A 14,976-nucleotide genomic window follows, 5' to 3' on the forward strand; every position below is an offset into this window, starting at 1 on the left:
GACGCACCGGGTGTAACGGCGTCACAGCGCGCCGCCCGTAACGGCGTTGCAGAGCGTCGGTGCGGCCCCTGCCCGGCACTTGGCCGGCCGGCTCAGCCGTGGATGCGGTCCCGCTGGTCGGGGACGACGGTGCCGTCGGGGCGGCGGACCGGACCCGGGGCGCCGTCGGTGTTGGTGTAGCCCTTCGTGGCGCAGGGGTAGCGGCCGGACTTGCGGGGCAGCGGGTCGATGAACATCGGGTTGACCACCCAGCGGCCGTCCGCGTTGTCGTAGCCGCGGCACATCAGCTCGTCCTTGTTGCGGTTGATGGCCAGGTGGGCGCCGGTGGCGTCGTTCACGAAGGTGACATCGGTGGTGGCGTCGCCGCCGCCCAGTGCGATGCGGTGCGCCGGGTCCTGCTGCCGCCAGGCTTCGGCGCCCTTGATCCCGAAGATCTCCTGGTTGATCCAGCAGCGCTTGCCGTCGATGTACGGAATGACCTCGCCGTGGCCGTCCTTGACGTCGCCGCAGCCGGCGAGGGTGTCGGTGAGGCGGCCGTCGCGGACGCGGTTCCGTATGCCGATGGTGTGCCGGGCGTCCACGCCGACGCCGCCGGACCACGCCTCGGCGACGGTCTCGGAGGAGGCGGAGACGATGTAGACGTCGAATCCGGCCACCTTGAGCGTGCGGATCAGGTCCTTCTGCTGGGCGTAGTAGCGGATGTAGCCGGCGAGTTGGTGGGTGCCGACGGTCTGCTCCGCACCGATCGGCGCGGCGAGGTTCTCGGCGCGGGCCTTCCTGGCGTACGCGGTGAGGGTGGCGGGCTTCAGACCGGCGAACAGCTCGGGCACCCAGGCGTATTCGGGGACCGTGCGGCGGTGGTTCCAGACGCCGGCGAAGGCCGGGGCGCCGCTCATGGTCCTCGCCTCGCCGCGGATCTCCATGATCTCGTCGGTGCAGGCGGTGTTGCGGGAGGTGGGCAGCGGGCGGCCGGCGGGCACGGCGGTGCCGCAGGCCCTGGTCAGTGCGTGCTCGGCGGCCTTGGTGAGCCAGGGGCTGGTCTTCCGCCAGCTCCTGGGCTGCAGGACCTTGTCGTGCCGCAGCATCCAGGCGAGGGTGGCGTCCGAGATGTCGTTCTTGACGACAGTGTTGTCCCAGTCGAAGGCGGCGACGGGGCGCGGGCCGTGGCGTCCCGAGCACGTACCGCGCTCGTCGATCATCTTCTGGAGCTTGGCGCGGTTGTCGCCGTACCAGGGGATGTCCGGGGAGAGCCGGGGGCAGCGGGCGCGTACCGGGCTCGCGGCGGAGGCGGCGGCCGTGGCGGGCACGGTGGCGGTGAGGGCGGTGAGGGCGGCGGCCCCGGCGAGGCCGAGGGCGAGGGTGCGGTTCTTGGGCGTGGCCATCTGTCCTCCGTGGTCAGGGGCGGGCAGCAGGCGGGACCGGCACCCGGTGGCGCCGGTCCCGATGTTGATCATGGAGGCTACAGCGGCGTGACGTAGGCGCCCGCGATACCCCCGTCGACGAGGAATTCGGCGGCGTTGACGAACGAGGAGTCGTCGCTGGCGAGGAAGGCGACCGCGGACGCGATCTCCTCGGGTTCGGCGAACCGGCCGACCGGGACGTGCACCAGGCGGCGCGCGGCCCGCTCGGGGTCCTTGGCGAACAGCTCCTTCAGCAGCGGGGTGTTGACCGGCCCCGGGCACAGCGCGTTGACGCGGATGCCCTCGCGGGCGAACTGCACGCCCAGTTCGCGGGACATGGCCAGCACGCCGCCCTTGGACGCGGTGTAGCTGATCTGCGAGGTGGCGGCGCCCATCACCGCCACGAAGGACGCGGTGTTGATGATGGAGCCGCCGCGCCCGGTCTGCTCGAACTGGCGCTGCATGTAGGGCAGTGCGTGCTTGCAGCAGAGGTAGACGGAGGTGAGGTTGACCTCCTGGACGCGCTTCCAGGCGTCGAGGCCGGTGGTGAGGATCGAGTCGTCGTCGGGCGGCGAGATGCCCGCGTTGTTGAAGGCGATGTCGACGGAGCCGTAGGTGTCGAAGGCGGTCCGGTAGAGCGCCTCGACCTGCTCGGAGTCGGTCACGTCGACCTGGACGAAGGTGCCACCGACCTCCTCGGCGGCGGCCTTGCCGGCCTTCTCGTCGATGTCGGCGCACACGACGTGGGCGCCCTCGGAGGCCAGCCGGCGGGCGGTGGCCAGGCCGATGCCGCTGCCGGCTCCGGTGATCACGGCGGTACGGCCGACGAGGCGGCGGCAGACGGCGGTCTGGTCGGTCACTTGGGGCCCTCTCTCTGGTGGTGGCTGAGCAAACGGTCGGCGCTCGGGCCGGGAACGGCTGGGGGTCCGGGGGTCAGCCCCCGGAAGCAGCAGCCTCGGTGCTGATGAAGATGTTCTTGGTCTCGGTGAAGGCGGCCAGCGCGTCCGGGCCCAGTTCGCGGCCGAGGCCGGATTGCTTGAACCCGCCGAACGGGGTCCAGTAGCGCACGCTGCTATGGGAGTTGACGGAGAGGTTGCCCGCCGCGACGGCCCGCGAGACGCGCAGCGCCCGGCCGACGTCGCGGGTCCACAGGGAGCCGGAGAGGCCGTAGTCGGTGGCGTTGGCGAGCCGGATCGCGTCGGCCTCGTCGTCGAAAGGGAGGGCGACGGCGACCGGGCCGAAGATCTCCTCGACGGCGGTGCGGTCCTCGGGGCGGCCCTCAAGGACGGTCGCCGGGTACCAGAAGCCCTTGCCGGCGGGCGCCTCGCCGCGGATGGCGGCCGGCGCGTCCTCGGGGACGTAGGACCGTACGCGGTCGCGCTGGGCGGCGGAGATCAGCGGGCCCATCTGCGTGGCGGGATCGGCCGGGTCGCCGGCCGTGAACGCCTTGACGGCGGGCTCCAGCAGCTCCATGAAGCGGTCGTAGACGCTGCGCTGGACCAGGATCCGGCTGCGGGCGCAGCAGTCCTGGCCGGTGTTGTCGAGGAAGGAGCCGGGGGCGGCGGCTGCGGCGACCTCGATGTCGGCGTCGGCGAAGACGATGTTGGGGCTCTTACCGCCGAGTTCGAGGGTGAGCCGCTTGGTCTGCGCCGCGCAGCGGGTGGCGATCTGCCGGCCGGTGGCGGTGGAGCCGGTGAAGACGACCTTGGCGACGCCGGGGTGGTCGACCAGCGCGGTGCCGGTGACCGGCCCCTCGCCGGGCAGGACCTGGAAGAGGCCCTCGGGGAGCCCTGCCTCCAGGGCCAGTTCGGCGAGCCGGAGCGCGGTGAGCGGGGTGGTCTCGGCGGGCTTGAGGAGGACCGCGTTGCCGGCGGCGAGCGCGGGGGCGGTGCCCCAGGCGGCGATCGGCATCGGGAAGTTCCAGGGCGCGATGACGGCGACCACGCCGAGCGGTTCCTGGACGGTGATGTTCAGGCCGCCGGCCACCGGGATCTGGGTGCCCGTAAGGCGCTCCGCTCCCCCGGCGGCGTAGTGCAGCAGATCGCGGACGTTGCCCGCCTCCCAGCGGGCGTTGCCCAGCGGGTGGCCGGCCTCGCGCAGCTCCAGTTGGGCGAGCGGCTCGATCTCGGCGTCGACGGCGTCGGCGAACCGGCGCAGCAGGCGGGCCCGGTCGCCGGGGGCCGCCGCGGCCCAGGCTTCCTGGGCGCCGGCGGCCCGGCGGACGGCCGCGTCGACCTCGGCGGGCGTGGTGGTGGGGACGGTGGCCACCACCTCCTCGGTCGCCGGGTTGAGGATGGTCAGCTCTTGCAGCACGGGCGTTCCTTACATGCGCTCGAAGGAGCGGAAGCGCTCCCAGTCCGTGACGGCGGCGTCGTAGGCGTCCTGCTCGACGCGGGCCATGTGGCGGTAGTGGTCGACGACCTCGTCGCCGAAGGCCGCGCGGGCGATCGGGCTGTTCTCCCACAGCTCGGCGGCCTCGCGGAGGGTGGTGGGGACGTGCGCGGCGTCGCCCGCGTAGGCGTTGCCGGTGGTGGCGTCGGGGAGCTCCAGCTCGTGCTCTATCCCGTACAGGCCGGCGGCGACCATGCCGGCGACCGCGAGGTAGGGGTTCACGTCGCCGCCGGGCAGCCGGTTCTCCAGACGGTGCGCCCGGCCGTGGCCGACCACCCGCAGCGCGCAGGTGCGGTTGTCCGGGCCCCAGGCGACGGCGGTGGGCGCGAAGGAGCCGGGGCGGAAGCGCTTGTAGGAGTTGATGTTGGGGGCGTAGAGGAGGGTGAACTCGCGCAGTGCGGCGAGCTGGCCGGCGAGGAAGTGCCGCATGGTCCGCGACATGCCGTACGGACCGGAGTCGTCGGCGAGGACGGGGCGGCCGTCCTCGTCCTGGAGCGAGAGGTGGATGTGGCAGGAGTTGCCCTCGCGCTCGTCGTACTTGGCCATGAAGGTGAGCGCCATGCCCTCCTGGGCGGCGATCTCCTTGGCACCGGTCTTGTAGATGCTGTGCTGGTCGCAGGTGGTGAGCGCCTCGTCGTAGACGAAGACGATCTCGTGCTGGCCGAGATTGCACTCGCCCTTGGCGGACTCGACGGTCATCCCGGCCGCGCCCATCTCGTTGCGGATCCGGCGCAGCACGGGCTCGACGCGGCCGGTGCCGAGGACGGAGTAGTCGCCGTTCCACTGGTTGGCGGGGGTCATCTGGCGGTAGCCGCGCGACCAGGCGTCCTCATAGGTGTCCTTGAAGAGCATGAACTCCAGCTCGGTGCCGGCGTGCGCGGACCAGCCGCGCTCGGCGAGGCGGTCGAGCTGGCGTCGCAGGATCTGCCGGGGCGAGGCGGCGACCGGGGAGCCGTCGTGCCAGGCGAGGTCGGCGGTGATGAGGGCGGTGCCGGCGTTCCAGGGGGTGCGGCGCAGGGTGGTGGCGTCGCCGTGCAGCGCGAAGTCGCCGTAGCCGCGTTCCCAGGAGGACATGGCGTAGCCGTCGACGGTGTTGAGGTCGACGTCGACGGCGAGGAGGTAGTTGCAGCCCTCCGTACCGTGTTCGAGGACGGTGTCGAGGAAATATCGGGCGGCGAACCGCTTGCCCTGGAGTCTGCCTTGCATATCGGTGAAGGCGAGGACGACAGTGTCGATCTCCCCGGTGTCGACGAGGATCCTCAGCTCCTCGACGGAGAGCGGGGGCGTGCGGTCTGCCACGGTGGTGCCTCCTGTCACTGCATCCGGAGGTCATAAGGTATGCACACGAACCATTGATTGGGAAGGGGTTCCGATGGACGGTGCGGCTGATCGGCTGGCACCTGTGCTGCGGCCGGTGCGGGCGGGCAACGGATTCGAGGAGGCGCTGGAGCAGATACTCCAGATCGTCCGGCTCGGACTGGTTCCGCAGGGCGAACGGCTGCCCGCCGAGCGGGAGTTGGCCGAGCGGTTGCAGATCAGCCGGGTCACCCTGCGCGAGGTGCTGAAGGTCCTCCAAGACGAGGGCCTGGTGGAGAGCCGGCGCGGGCGCTACGGCGGCACGTTCGTACGGGTGCGCACGGAGAACCCGGGCGAGGCGGAGCTGCGGCGCCGGATCGGCAAGGTCGACGTCGAGGACACGCTGCGCTTCCGGGAGGTGCTGGAGGTCGGCGCGGCCGGGCTGTGCGCCGCCCACGGGCTGTCCGACGACCAGGCCGAGCAGCTGCGCGAGGCCCTGGCGGCCACCCAGGACGCCCCGCTGGCGGACTACCGCCGGCGCGACACGCTGCTCCATCTCACGCTCGCCGAGCTGTCCGGCTCGCCGTCGCTGGCCGCCCAGTACGCAGCCGTACGGGCGAGCGTCAACGACCTCCTGGACTGCATCCCGCTGCTGGTGCGCAACCTGGAGCACTCCCAGACCCAGCACGCCGTGCTGGTGGAGGCGGTGCTGGAGGGCGATGCGGACAGTGCGCGCGAGGTGATGCGCGAGCACTGCTGCGGGACCGCCGCCCTGCTGCGCGGCTTCCTGTCGTGAGGCCCGCGAAACCCGCCTGTTACGAGATTTTCCCGCCGGGGTCTTGCGCTCAGCCGACCCGGAGACAAAGGTATCGCCCCATACCTTTATTGCGGGGCTGGTAGCGGTTCGCCGATGGCCGTACCCGCCGCGGATCATCGAGTCCCTCGGAGGCGTGGTGTCCATCAACGAGCACGCGACGAACCCAGATCACGAACAGCGATCCCCTCAGCTGTCCAGCGACGAACAGCGCCTCCACGAGCTCGGATACGCGCAGGAGCTGGCCCGCTCGATGTCGGCGTTCTCGAATTTCGCCGTCTCGTTCACGATCATCTCGGTCCTCTCCGGCTGTCTGACGCTGTACGGCTTCGGCATGAACACCGGAGGACCCGCCATGATCACCTGGGGCTGGCCACTGGTCGGCCTCATGACGCTGTTCGTGGGCATGGCGATGGCCGAGGTCTGTTCCAGCTACCCGACGGCGGGCGGCCTGTACTACTGGGCGGCGAAGCTGGCCCCCTCGCACGGCCCGGCGTGGTCCTGGTTCACCGGCTGGTTCAACTTCCTCGGCCAGGTCGCGGTGACCGCGGGGGTCGACTTCGGCGCCGCGTCCTTCATGAACGCGCTGCTGGACCTCCAGTTCGGCTTCGCCGCCACCCCGGTGCACACGATCATGCTGTTCGGCGTCGTGCTGCTGGCCCACGGCCTGCTCAACACCTTCGGCGTGAAGCTGGCCTCCCTCCTCAGCAACGTCAGCGTGTGGTGGCACGTCCTCGGCGTGCTGGTCATCGTGGGCGCCCTGGTCGTGGTGCCCTCGAAGCACCAGTCCGCCTCCTTCGTCCTCACCCACTTCACCAACAACACCGGCTGGCACTCCGGCCTCTACGTCGGGCTGCTGGGGCTGCTGCTCGCGCAGTACACCTTCACCGGCTACGACGCCTCGGCGCACATGACCGAGGAGACGCACGACGCGGCCAAGGCCGGCCCCCGCGGCATCGTGATGTCCATCCTGGTCTCCCTGGTCGCCGGCTGGGTGCTGCTGGTCGGCATCACCTTCGCCATCCAGGACTACGACGGCGAGCTGGCCAGCAAGACCGGCGTGCCCCCGGCGCAGATCTTCATCGACGCGCTGGGCGCCACCGGCGGCAAGCTGCTCCTCCTGATCGCCATCGGTGCCCAGTTCTTCTGCGGCATGTCCTCGGTCACCGCCAACTCGCGCATGATCTACGCCTTCTCGCGGGACGGCGCGCTGCCCGGTTCGCAGCTGTGGCACCGCATCAACAAGCGGACCAAGACCCCGACCAACGCGGTGTGGCTGGCCGCCGGCGGCGCCTTCCTGCTGGGCCTGCCGTACTTGTGGAACGCCACGGCGTACGCGGCCGTCACCTCGATCGCCGTGATCGGCCTCTACATCGCCTACGTCCTGCCGGTCATCCTCCGCCTGCTCCAGGGCGACCGCTTCCAGCGCGGGCCCTGGCACCTCGGCCGCTGGAGCAAGCCCGTCGGCGTCATCGCCGTCGGCTGGACGCTGGTCATCTCCGTCCTCTTCATGCTCCCGACCACCAGCCCGGTCACGGCGGAGAACTTCAACTACACCCCGCTCGCCGTCCTCCTGGTCCTCGGCTTCGCCGGTACCTGGTGGCTGGTGTCGGCGCGCAAGTGGTTCACCGGCCCGAAGGTCCAGGGCACGGCCGAGGAGCTGGCCGCCATCGAACACGAACTGGAATTCTGAAGACCGAGCCGGAACGCACCAGCACCCCACCGGAGGATCCGTGTCCCAGCCCCTCATCGGCATCAGCACCTATCAGGAAGAGGCCCAGTGGGGGGTGTGGACGCTGCCCGCCGCGCTGGTGCCGGCCGGCTATCCGCGCCTGGTCCGGCGCTCCGGCGGGCTGCCGGCGCTGCTGCCGCCCGGCGATCCGGAGACCGCCGCGGCGACCGTCGCGCGGCTGGACGGGCTGGTGATCGCCGGCGGCGCGGATGTGGCGCCGGCCCGTTACGGCGCGGAGCCCGACCCCCGGACCGGCCCGCCCGCGCTGGAGCGGGACGCCTGGGAACTGGCCCTGATCGAGGCCGCGTTGGCAGGCGGCGTACCGCTGCTGGGCATCTGCCGCGGCCTCCAGCTGCTGAACGTGGCGCTGGGCGGCACCCTCGTCCAGCACCTGGACGGACACGCCGGACCGCCCGGGGTCTTCGCCCGGCACGAGGTGACGTCGGTGCCCGGCACCGTCCTGGGCTCCGCGCTGCCGGGGACCGTCGCGGTCCCCACGTACCACCATCAGGCGGTGGACCGGCTCGGCCGCGGGCTGCTGGCCGCGGCCCATGCGGAGGACGGCACCGTCGAGGCGGTGGAGCTGCCGGACGCCCGGGCCTTCACGCTGGCGGTGCAGTGGCACCCGGAGGCCGGGGACGACACCCGGGTGATGGACGCGCTGGTGGCCGCGGCCGGCGGGGCCGCGCCCGCCACCGCGCCGACCCATGACGGACCGCCAACTGCCCGCGCGGCGTGCGGGGTTACGCACACCGCTGCCGTTTCGCCCCCTCACCCCCGGAAGTCGTCCGCCACCCCCACCAGCACCACCCGGCTCTCCGGTGCCAGCGACCGCCAGCGGTGGGTGATCCCGCCGGAGCAGTAGAGCGTGTCGCCGGGGCCGAGTTCGTAGCGGCTGCCGTCCGCCTCGGCCTCCACCGCGCCCTCGACGACGTACATCAACTCATCGTGCGGATGCCGGAATTCCCGCTGCCAGTCGTGCCGCCCGGTGAACTCCAGGGCGTGCAGCTGCTGCCGGCCGCGGACCAGCGGGCGGACCCGGCCGCCGGCGCCGTCCTCGGGCACCGCCGCGGATCCGGCGCGCACCACGTCGACCGTACGCGGCCCGTCGGCGGCGGCCAGCAGGCGGACCGCGGTGGTCTCCAGGGCGTCGGCGATCAGCTGGAGCGAGCGCATGCTCGGGCGGGCCCGGTCGTTCTCGACCTGGCTGAGGAACGGGGCGGACAGACCGGTGGCACGGGCGAGGTCGGCCAGCGTCAGCTCCCGTGCGCGGCGGCGTCTGCGCACCGCCGCCCCGACGCGCGGGGCGTCCGCCGCACCCCCGGTTGCGCTCATCCCTCGCTCCTCACCGGCGTCATCTCCGCCTTCTTATCGGTGCGTTCACACCCCTGCCACACACCGGCCCTAACGTCTACGCTGCTTGATCCCATCAAACAAAGTTTGATGGGAACCAGTTCGACGAGGGGAACCCGGCATGACCGCTGTCGATCAAAACACACGCCGCCGCCGCGGCACCGGCCTGATCGCGCTCGACGCATCCGCCGCCTGCGACGGCTACACCCTCTACGCCCCGCTCACCGGCGGCGGTCAGGTCCTCCTCGTCGATCTGCACGGACGCGTCGCCCACCGCTGGCAGTTGCCGCACCGCCCCGGCCGCCATGCGCGCATCCTGCCGAACGGCAATCTCGCCTACAACGCCACCCTCCCCGGCCAGGACGCGCTCTTCCCGATGTGGCACAAGTACCGCGGCGGGCTGATGCAGGAGATCGCCCCCGACGGCACGGTGCTGCGGGAGTACACCGACCCGCTCCAGCACCACGACGCCCACCACCACGGCGACGGGCGGATCCTCTACACCGCGCTCGAACCCCTCACCGGCGAGCGGGCGCAGGCGGTCCGCGGCGGCGTCCCCGGCTCCGAGCCGGCCGGCGGCACCGTCTTCGCCGACACCGTCCGCGAGGTCGACGCGGACGGCCGGCCGCTGTGGTCCTGGCGCGCCGCCGATCACCTCGACCGGGACGCCTACGCCCTGCACCCCGACTACTCCCGCGAGCACTGGCCGCTGATCAACTCCGTTCTGCCGCTGGCCGACGGGAACGTCCTCGCGAGCCTGCGGAGCGCCTCCGCGGTGATCGTCGTCAGCCGGGCGACCGGCGAGATCCTGTGGCGCACCGAGCCGGGGCTGGTCTCCCAGCAGCACCACCCCACCGAGCTGCCCGACGGCAACATCCTGATCTTCGACAACGGCGTCTTCCGGCCCGGCCACGACGTCCCCTACTCCCGCGTCATCGAGGTGGACCGGGCGACCGGGAAGGTGGTCTGGGAGTACCACGATCCGGCGCGGGAGGCGTTCTTCGCGCCCTTCATGGGCAGCGCCCAGCGGCTGCCCAACGGCAACACCCTGATCACCGACTCCCCCGCCGGGCGGATCTTCGAGGTCACCGCGGCGGGCCTGCTGTGCTGGGAGTACGTCGTCCCGGAGTTCGGCAGCTACCGCGAACCGGAGGTCGGCGCCCTCTTCCCCACCCAGAACAACGCGGTCTTTCGCGCCTACCGCTACGCCGCCGCCGAACTGCCCTGGCTGAAGCGGCGGGTGTGACGATGGCGCCCTCCGACACCACGCCGCCCGGCACCGCTCCGCCCGGCACCGCGGCCGTGTCCCCGTCCGACGAGCGGCTGCCGCTGCCCCGGCTGCTGCCGCTCGCCGCCCAGCACGTCCTGGCGATGATCGCCTCCCCGGTCTCCACCGTCTTCCTGCTGGCGAACGGCCTGCGGCTGCCGCCCGGCCGCACCGCCGCACTGCTGAGCGCCACCCTCGTCCTGTGCGGGGCCGGTGCGCTGCTCCAGTCCTTCGGCGTGCTGCGGATCGGGGCCCGGCTGCCGTTCATGATGCTGCCCGGGGGCGCGGCGGCGGCGCTCTTCCTCCAGATCGCCCGGGAGCACGGCGCGGCCACCGCCTCCGGCGCGGTGCTCCTCGCGGCGGCGCTGCTGCTGGCCGTACTGCCGCTGTACGGGCGGATCGTACGGTTCTTCCCGCCACTGGTGATGGGCACGACGGTGCTGGTCATCGGCATCAACATGGTCGGGGTCGCGGCCCCGATGGCACTCGGCGGCAGCGGGCTCGCGCTGGTCACCGTCGCCGCCACCACCCTGGGATTCCTGCTGCTGCGCGGGGTCTGGCGGCAGCTGTCGGTGCTGCTCGGCATCGCGGTGGGCACCGCCGCCGCCGCGCTCACCGGCACCGCCTTCCGGACCGTACCGGGCGGCACGGTGCTCGCCCTGCCCCGCCTCTTCCCGTACGGCGTCCCGCACTTCGACCTGCTCGCCGCGCTGCCGCTGATGGTCTTCGCCCTCGCCTCGCTGGCCGAGGCGACCGGCCAGACGGTGCTCAACAGCGAGGCGGTGGGCCGTACTCCGGATCCGGCGCGCGATGTGCCGCGGACCGCGCGGGCGGACGCGGTGGCCTCGCTGGGCGCCGGGCTGCTCGGCGGAACGGTGATGGTGACCAGTGCGGAGAACATCGGCATCGTCCAACTCACCGGCGTCCGCAGCCGGTTCGTGACCGCCGCGGCCGGCGTCCTGCTGGTCCTCGGCGGGCTGCTGGCCCCGGGCACCCGGCTGCTGGCGGCGCTGCCCGCACCGGTCGTCGGCGGTGCCGCGCTGGTGGTCTACGCGGTGATCGCCGCCATGGGCATCGCCCTGCTCCACCGCGCCGACCTCGGCGACCGCACCTCCTCGGCCGTCGTCGCGCTCACCCTCCTCGCGGGGCTGCTGCCCCTGCTGGCCCCGCGGCTCTACGCACCGCTGCCGGGCTGGGCGCACACCCTCCTCGGCAGCGGCGTACCGGCCGCCGCGCTGACCGCGACCGTGCTGTCGGCGGCGTGCGGCCGGCTCGGGGCGGGGCGGCGGACGGCGGCCGGCGCGGCCTGAGCACCCCGGCGCGCCGGCCTCGCCCCTACGGCGCCCCGCGGGTCAGCCCCAGCAGCTCGCGGGCCGGGCCCGCCGGGCGCTGGCCGGCCGGCCACACGGCCCGCAGGTCCCGGCCGAGCCGCAGATCGCGCACCGGGATCTCCACCAGCCGGCGGGCGGTCAGCTCCTCCCCGACGGCGAGTTCGCTCAGCACGGACGGGGCGGCCTCGCTGACCACCGCGGACTTCACAGCGGTGGTCGAGGACAGCTCCAGCAGCGGATCGGCCAGCCCGCCGAGCCCGGCCAGCGCGGCGTCCAGGACCTGGCGGGTGCCGGAGCCGCGTTCGCGCAGGATCAGCGGGGTCGCGGCGAGTTCCGCGCCGGTCAGCCCCGTACGCCGCCGGGCCCAGGGGTGGGACGGTGCGGCCACCACGATCAGCCGGTCGTGCCCGATCACCGCCCCGTCCAGGCCCGCGGGCACGTCCAGCCCCTCGACGAACCCGAGGTCCGCCTCGCCGGCCAGCAGCCGCTCGGCCACCGCACGCGAGTTCCCGGCGAGCAGCGAGACCGCGGTCCCGGGGCGCCGCCCGCGCAGGGCGATCAGCCAGCCGGGCAGCAGATACTCGGCGATCGTCATGCTGGCCGCGACCCGCAGCCGGGAGTCCCGGCGCCCGCGCAGCGCCTGGGTGCCCGCGTCGAACGCCTCGGCCGCCTCCACCACCCGGCGCGCCCAGTCCGTGACCAGCACCCCGGCGTCCGTCAGCCGCGAGCCGCGCGGCGAGCGCTCGACCAGCGCCACCCCCAACTGCCGTTCCATGGACCGGATCCGGCTGCTGGCCGCGGGCTGGGTGATGCCCTGCGCACGGGCCGCCCGGCCCAGGCTGCCGAGCCGGGCGACGGCGAGCAGCAGCTCCAGCGCCCCGAGGTCCGGCACCCGGTGCGACAGCGGGGCCGCGCCCTCGTCCGCCACCGCGGTCTGATCGTCACGCTCACTAGCCATAAACCCAGCTTATGCCCTCATAGAGACAACACCCCTGGTGAGGGCCGCCCGCACCGGCGACGCTTCTTGCATGGCACCGCTCACGCACGCACCTTCCCGCAACCCCACCACCACCTGCCCGGACACCCCCGGCACGGCGCCCTCGGTCCGCCACCTCGGGCCGAACTGGTACGCCGCCGTCATGGGCACCGCGATCGTCGCCAACGCCGGCGCGGCCCTGCCGCTCACCGCCCCCGGCCTGCGCCTCGCCTACCGCGCCGTCTGGGCGCTGTCGGCGCTGCTGCTGGTCACCCTGCTGGCCGCGCGCACCGCCCACTGGGCCAGGCACGGCGACCAGGCCCGCCGCCAGCTGCTGGATCCGGCCGTCGCGCCGTTCTACGGGTGCCTGTCGATGGCGCTGCTGGCGGTCGGCGGCGGCACCCTCGCGGTCGGCAAGGACGTCATCGGCACGCCCGCGGCGCTGGCCGCGGACGCGGTGCTGTGGACCGCCGGCACCCTGGTCGGGCTGGCCGCCGCGGCGGGCATCCCGTACCTGATGGTGGTCCGGCACCGGATCGCCGAGGGCAGCGCCTCACCGGTGTGGCTGCTGCCGCTGGTCGCCCCGATGGTCTCGGCGGCGCTCGGCCCCGCGCTGGTGCCGCATCTGCCGGCCGGGCAGTGGCGGGAAGCGATGCTGCTGGCCTGCTACGCGATGTTCGGGATGTCGCTGCTGGCGACGGTGCTGGTGCTGCCGCTCGTCCTGAGCCGGCTGTTCCACCACGGCCCGCTGCCGCTCGCGCTCACCCCCACCCTCTTCCTCGTCCTCGGCCCGCTGGGCCAGTCCACCACCGCCGTCAGCAACCTCGGCGACGCAGCCCCCGGAGTCGTCATCCCCTCGTACGTGCACGCCATGGGCGCGTTCGCGGTGCTCTACGGCGTGCCGGTGTTCGGCTTCGCGCTGCTGTGGCTGGCGATCGCGGTGGCAATGGTCATCCGCGCCGTCCGCAACGGCATGGGCTTCGCGATGACCTGGTGGGGCTTCACCTTCCCCATCGGCACCTGCGTCACCGGCGCCGCGGGACTGGCCCGGCACACCGGACTGGCCGCCTTCGACTGGCTGGCGGTGGGCCTGTACGCGGTCCTGGTGACCGCGGTGGCCGTGGCAGGCACCCGCACCGCCCACGGCCTGCTGCGCGGCCGACTGCTGTGCGCCTGAGGCGTGGCCGCCTCCCACGTTGTCGGCCTGTCCGCTGCGCTTGGCTGGGCTTCCCACGTTGTCGGCTTTCCCGCCGTGGGGGTTGTTCGCCGTTGCGGCTCCGCTGCGCTTTGCGTCGCCGTACGTTTTCGGCTTTCCCGCCGTGGCGGTTGTTCGCCGTTGCGCCTGCGGCGGGCGGGTCCGCTGCGCGGGGCTGTCGGGTGCGGTGACGGTCCTCCGGGGCAGGGTGTCCGGACTGCTTCGCTTTACGTCCGGACACCCAGCCCCTCCGGCCCGCCCCCTCCCGTTGTGGGTGGAAAAAACCGGTGGGGTGCGCGTAGGTGGGACCGTGCAGGTTCATGCTGCGACGGAGACCGTCACCGGACCACTCGCCCCAGCCCCCACCCACCGGTCTTCCCTCCCACCCACGGGAGGGGACGGGCCGGAGGGGGCGGTGTGCAGGACGTAAAGCGAAGCAGTCCTGCACACCGCCCCCGCAGGACCGTCACCGCACCCCGAAAGCCCCGCGCAGCGGACAACACCCCGCGCCGAAGGCGCAAAAGACAGCAACCCCCACGGCGGGAAAGCCGAAAACGTAGGGCGACGCAAAGCGCAGCGGACGGGCCGAAGGCGCAAAAGACAGCAACCCCCACGGCGGGAAAGCCGAAAACGTGGGAAGCAGGCAAAGCGCAGCGGAAGGGCTACCGGCCACCTCCGCTCCGACGGAGCAGGTACGCCGCGCCGCCCGCGAGGGCCAGCAGGGCGAGTCCGCCGGCCGCCTGGGTCGCGTTGACCCCGTCCGCCCAGCCGCCGCTCACCATGACTGTCTCGGCGTGCCGCGGCCCGTTCGGTCCGCATTCGACGGTCACCCGGTAGCGGCCGGGCGCCGCCTGCCCGGGGACGCGGACTTCGGCGGCCATCCCGCGCGCGCCCGGCCGCAGGGCCACCGACCCGAACAGCGGGGAGACGGCCCGGACGTCGTGGCCGGCGCCGCACCGCCGGGCGTCGCTGATCGTGAACCGCTCGCCGGCCGCCACCGGGTTCGGCTCGACCCGGGCCGCCGCGCCGGGCGCAGCCGCGCCGAGGGCGACGGCACTGATCAGGACGGCGGCGGACAGGCGCGCAGGCTTCACGGTCAGCTCCCGGGCCGGCCGGCCGCGGCCCCTCCGGCCGCCGGAGACGCACACCGGCACACGGCGAGCGAACCACCGGCCGGGGCACCCGGCCAGGCGGGCGCGGCCGGTCAGGTGAAACCGGGGG

12 protein-coding genes and 1 pseudogene are annotated in these 14,976 nt (G+C 73.1%); 6 read left to right on the forward strand and 7 right to left on the reverse strand.

Going from position 1 to position 14,976, the window contains the following annotated elements:
• Nucleotides 1-92: 92 nt before the first annotated feature.
• From IEZ17_RS24630 to IEZ17_RS24645, 4 genes are all read right to left on the reverse strand, one after another.
• Nucleotides 93-1,382, reverse strand: a complete 1,290-nt coding sequence (locus tag IEZ17_RS24630) for an HAD family hydrolase (protein ID WP_189303608.1) — start codon at nt 1,380-1,382, stop codon at nt 93-95.
• Nucleotides 1,383-1,459: 77 nt separating this feature from the next.
• Entirely contained in the window at nt 1,460-2,260 is an 801-nt protein-coding gene (locus IEZ17_RS24635; protein WP_189303610.1) for a 3-oxoacyl-ACP reductase, read from the reverse strand.
• A 73-nt stretch (nt 2,261-2,333) separates the two neighbouring features.
• Nucleotides 2,334-3,713, reverse strand: coding sequence for an aldehyde dehydrogenase family protein (locus IEZ17_RS24640; protein ID WP_189303611.1), 1,380 nt, complete (start codon nt 3,711-3,713; stop codon nt 2,334-2,336).
• Between the two features lie 9 nt (nt 3,714-3,722).
• On the reverse strand, nt 3,723-5,090 hold the full coding sequence (locus IEZ17_RS24645; RefSeq protein ID WP_189303613.1) for a glutamine synthetase family protein: 1,368 nt from the start codon (nt 5,088-5,090) through the stop codon (nt 3,723-3,725).
• A gap of 73 nt (nt 5,091-5,163) precedes the next feature.
• Between IEZ17_RS24645 and IEZ17_RS24650 the strand changes: the two genes are divergently transcribed.
• The 3 genes and pseudogenes from IEZ17_RS24650 to IEZ17_RS24660 all read left to right on the forward strand — a co-directional run.
• Entirely contained in the window at nt 5,164-5,883 is a 720-nt protein-coding gene (locus IEZ17_RS24650) for a FadR/GntR family transcriptional regulator (protein WP_189303615.1), read from the forward strand.
• Between the two features lie 157 nt (nt 5,884-6,040).
• On the forward strand, nt 6,041-7,594 hold the full coding sequence (locus IEZ17_RS24655) for an amino acid permease (protein ID WP_229852603.1): 1,554 nt from the start codon (nt 6,041-6,043) through the stop codon (nt 7,592-7,594).
• Between the two features lie 40 nt (nt 7,595-7,634).
• Nucleotides 7,635-8,327, forward strand: a pseudogene (locus IEZ17_RS24660) (gamma-glutamyl-gamma-aminobutyrate hydrolase family protein); the annotation flags it as partial.
• A gap of 77 nt (nt 8,328-8,404) precedes the next feature.
• Here the strand turns inward: IEZ17_RS24660 and IEZ17_RS24665 are convergent.
• Nucleotides 8,405-8,968, reverse strand: a complete 564-nt coding sequence (locus IEZ17_RS24665; protein ID WP_189303617.1) for a helix-turn-helix domain-containing protein — start codon at nt 8,966-8,968, stop codon at nt 8,405-8,407.
• A gap of 139 nt (nt 8,969-9,107) precedes the next feature.
• Here IEZ17_RS24665 and IEZ17_RS24670 point away from each other — a divergent pair, with 139 nt between their 5' ends.
• Both IEZ17_RS24670 and IEZ17_RS24675 read left to right on the forward strand, forming a co-directional pair.
• Nucleotides 9,108-10,232 (forward strand): aryl-sulfate sulfotransferase, encoded by a 1,125-nt coding sequence (locus IEZ17_RS24670; RefSeq protein ID WP_189303619.1) that lies wholly within the window; start codon nt 9,108-9,110, stop codon nt 10,230-10,232.
• 2 nt (nt 10,233-10,234) lie between these two features.
• Complete coding sequence (locus IEZ17_RS24675; protein WP_189303621.1) at nt 10,235-11,563, forward strand: uracil-xanthine permease family protein; 1,329 nt, start codon at nt 10,235-10,237, stop codon at nt 11,561-11,563.
• 25 nt (nt 11,564-11,588) lie between these two features.
• Here the strand turns inward: IEZ17_RS24675 and IEZ17_RS24680 are convergent, their stop codons facing one another.
• Nucleotides 11,589-12,542, reverse strand: coding sequence for a LysR family transcriptional regulator (locus tag IEZ17_RS24680; RefSeq protein ID WP_189303623.1), 954 nt, complete (start codon nt 12,540-12,542; stop codon nt 11,589-11,591).
• 70 nt (nt 12,543-12,612) lie between these two features.
• Here IEZ17_RS24680 and IEZ17_RS24685 point away from each other — a divergent pair, with 70 nt between their 5' ends.
• Nucleotides 12,613-13,737 carry a TDT family transporter gene (locus tag IEZ17_RS24685; RefSeq protein WP_189303625.1) on the forward strand — a complete coding sequence of 375 codons (1,125 nt, stop codon included), beginning with the start codon at nt 12,613-12,615 and terminating at the stop codon, nt 13,735-13,737.
• A gap of 680 nt (nt 13,738-14,417) precedes the next feature.
• On the opposite strand, the gene IEZ17_RS24690 is transcribed toward IEZ17_RS24685, so the two are convergent.
• Entirely contained in the window at nt 14,418-14,849 is a 432-nt protein-coding gene (locus IEZ17_RS24690) for a hypothetical protein (protein ID WP_189303627.1), read from the reverse strand.
• Between the last annotated feature and the right edge of the window lie 127 nt (nt 14,850-14,976).

Origin of the sequence: Streptomyces albospinus (genome assembly GCF_014648695.1) — a bacterium.
GTDB lineage: Bacteria > Actinomycetota > Actinomycetes > Streptomycetales > Streptomycetaceae > Streptomyces > Streptomyces albospinus.

Excerpts from the sequence above, each read along its gene's own strand:
- IEZ17_RS24630 (WP_189303608.1), bottom strand. The coding sequence starts at position 1,382 with ATGGCCACGCCCAAGAACCGCACCCTCGCCCTCGGCCTCGCCGGGGCC.
- IEZ17_RS24650 (WP_189303615.1), top strand. The coding sequence starts at position 5,164 with ATGGACGGTGCGGCTGATCGGCTGGCACCTGTGCTGCGGCCGGTGCGG.
- IEZ17_RS24665 (WP_189303617.1), bottom strand. The coding sequence starts at position 8,968 with ATGAGCGCAACCGGGGGTGCGGCGGACGCCCCGCGCGTCGGGGCGGCG.
- IEZ17_RS24670 (WP_189303619.1), top strand. The coding sequence starts at position 9,108 with ATGACCGCTGTCGATCAAAACACACGCCGCCGCCGCGGCACCGGCCTG.
- IEZ17_RS24675 (WP_189303621.1), top strand. The coding sequence starts at position 10,235 with ATGGCGCCCTCCGACACCACGCCGCCCGGCACCGCTCCGCCCGGCACC.
- IEZ17_RS24680 (WP_189303623.1), bottom strand. The coding sequence starts at position 12,542 with ATGGCTAGTGAGCGTGACGATCAGACCGCGGTGGCGGACGAGGGCGCG.
- IEZ17_RS24685 (WP_189303625.1), top strand. The coding sequence starts at position 12,613 with ATGGCACCGCTCACGCACGCACCTTCCCGCAACCCCACCACCACCTGC.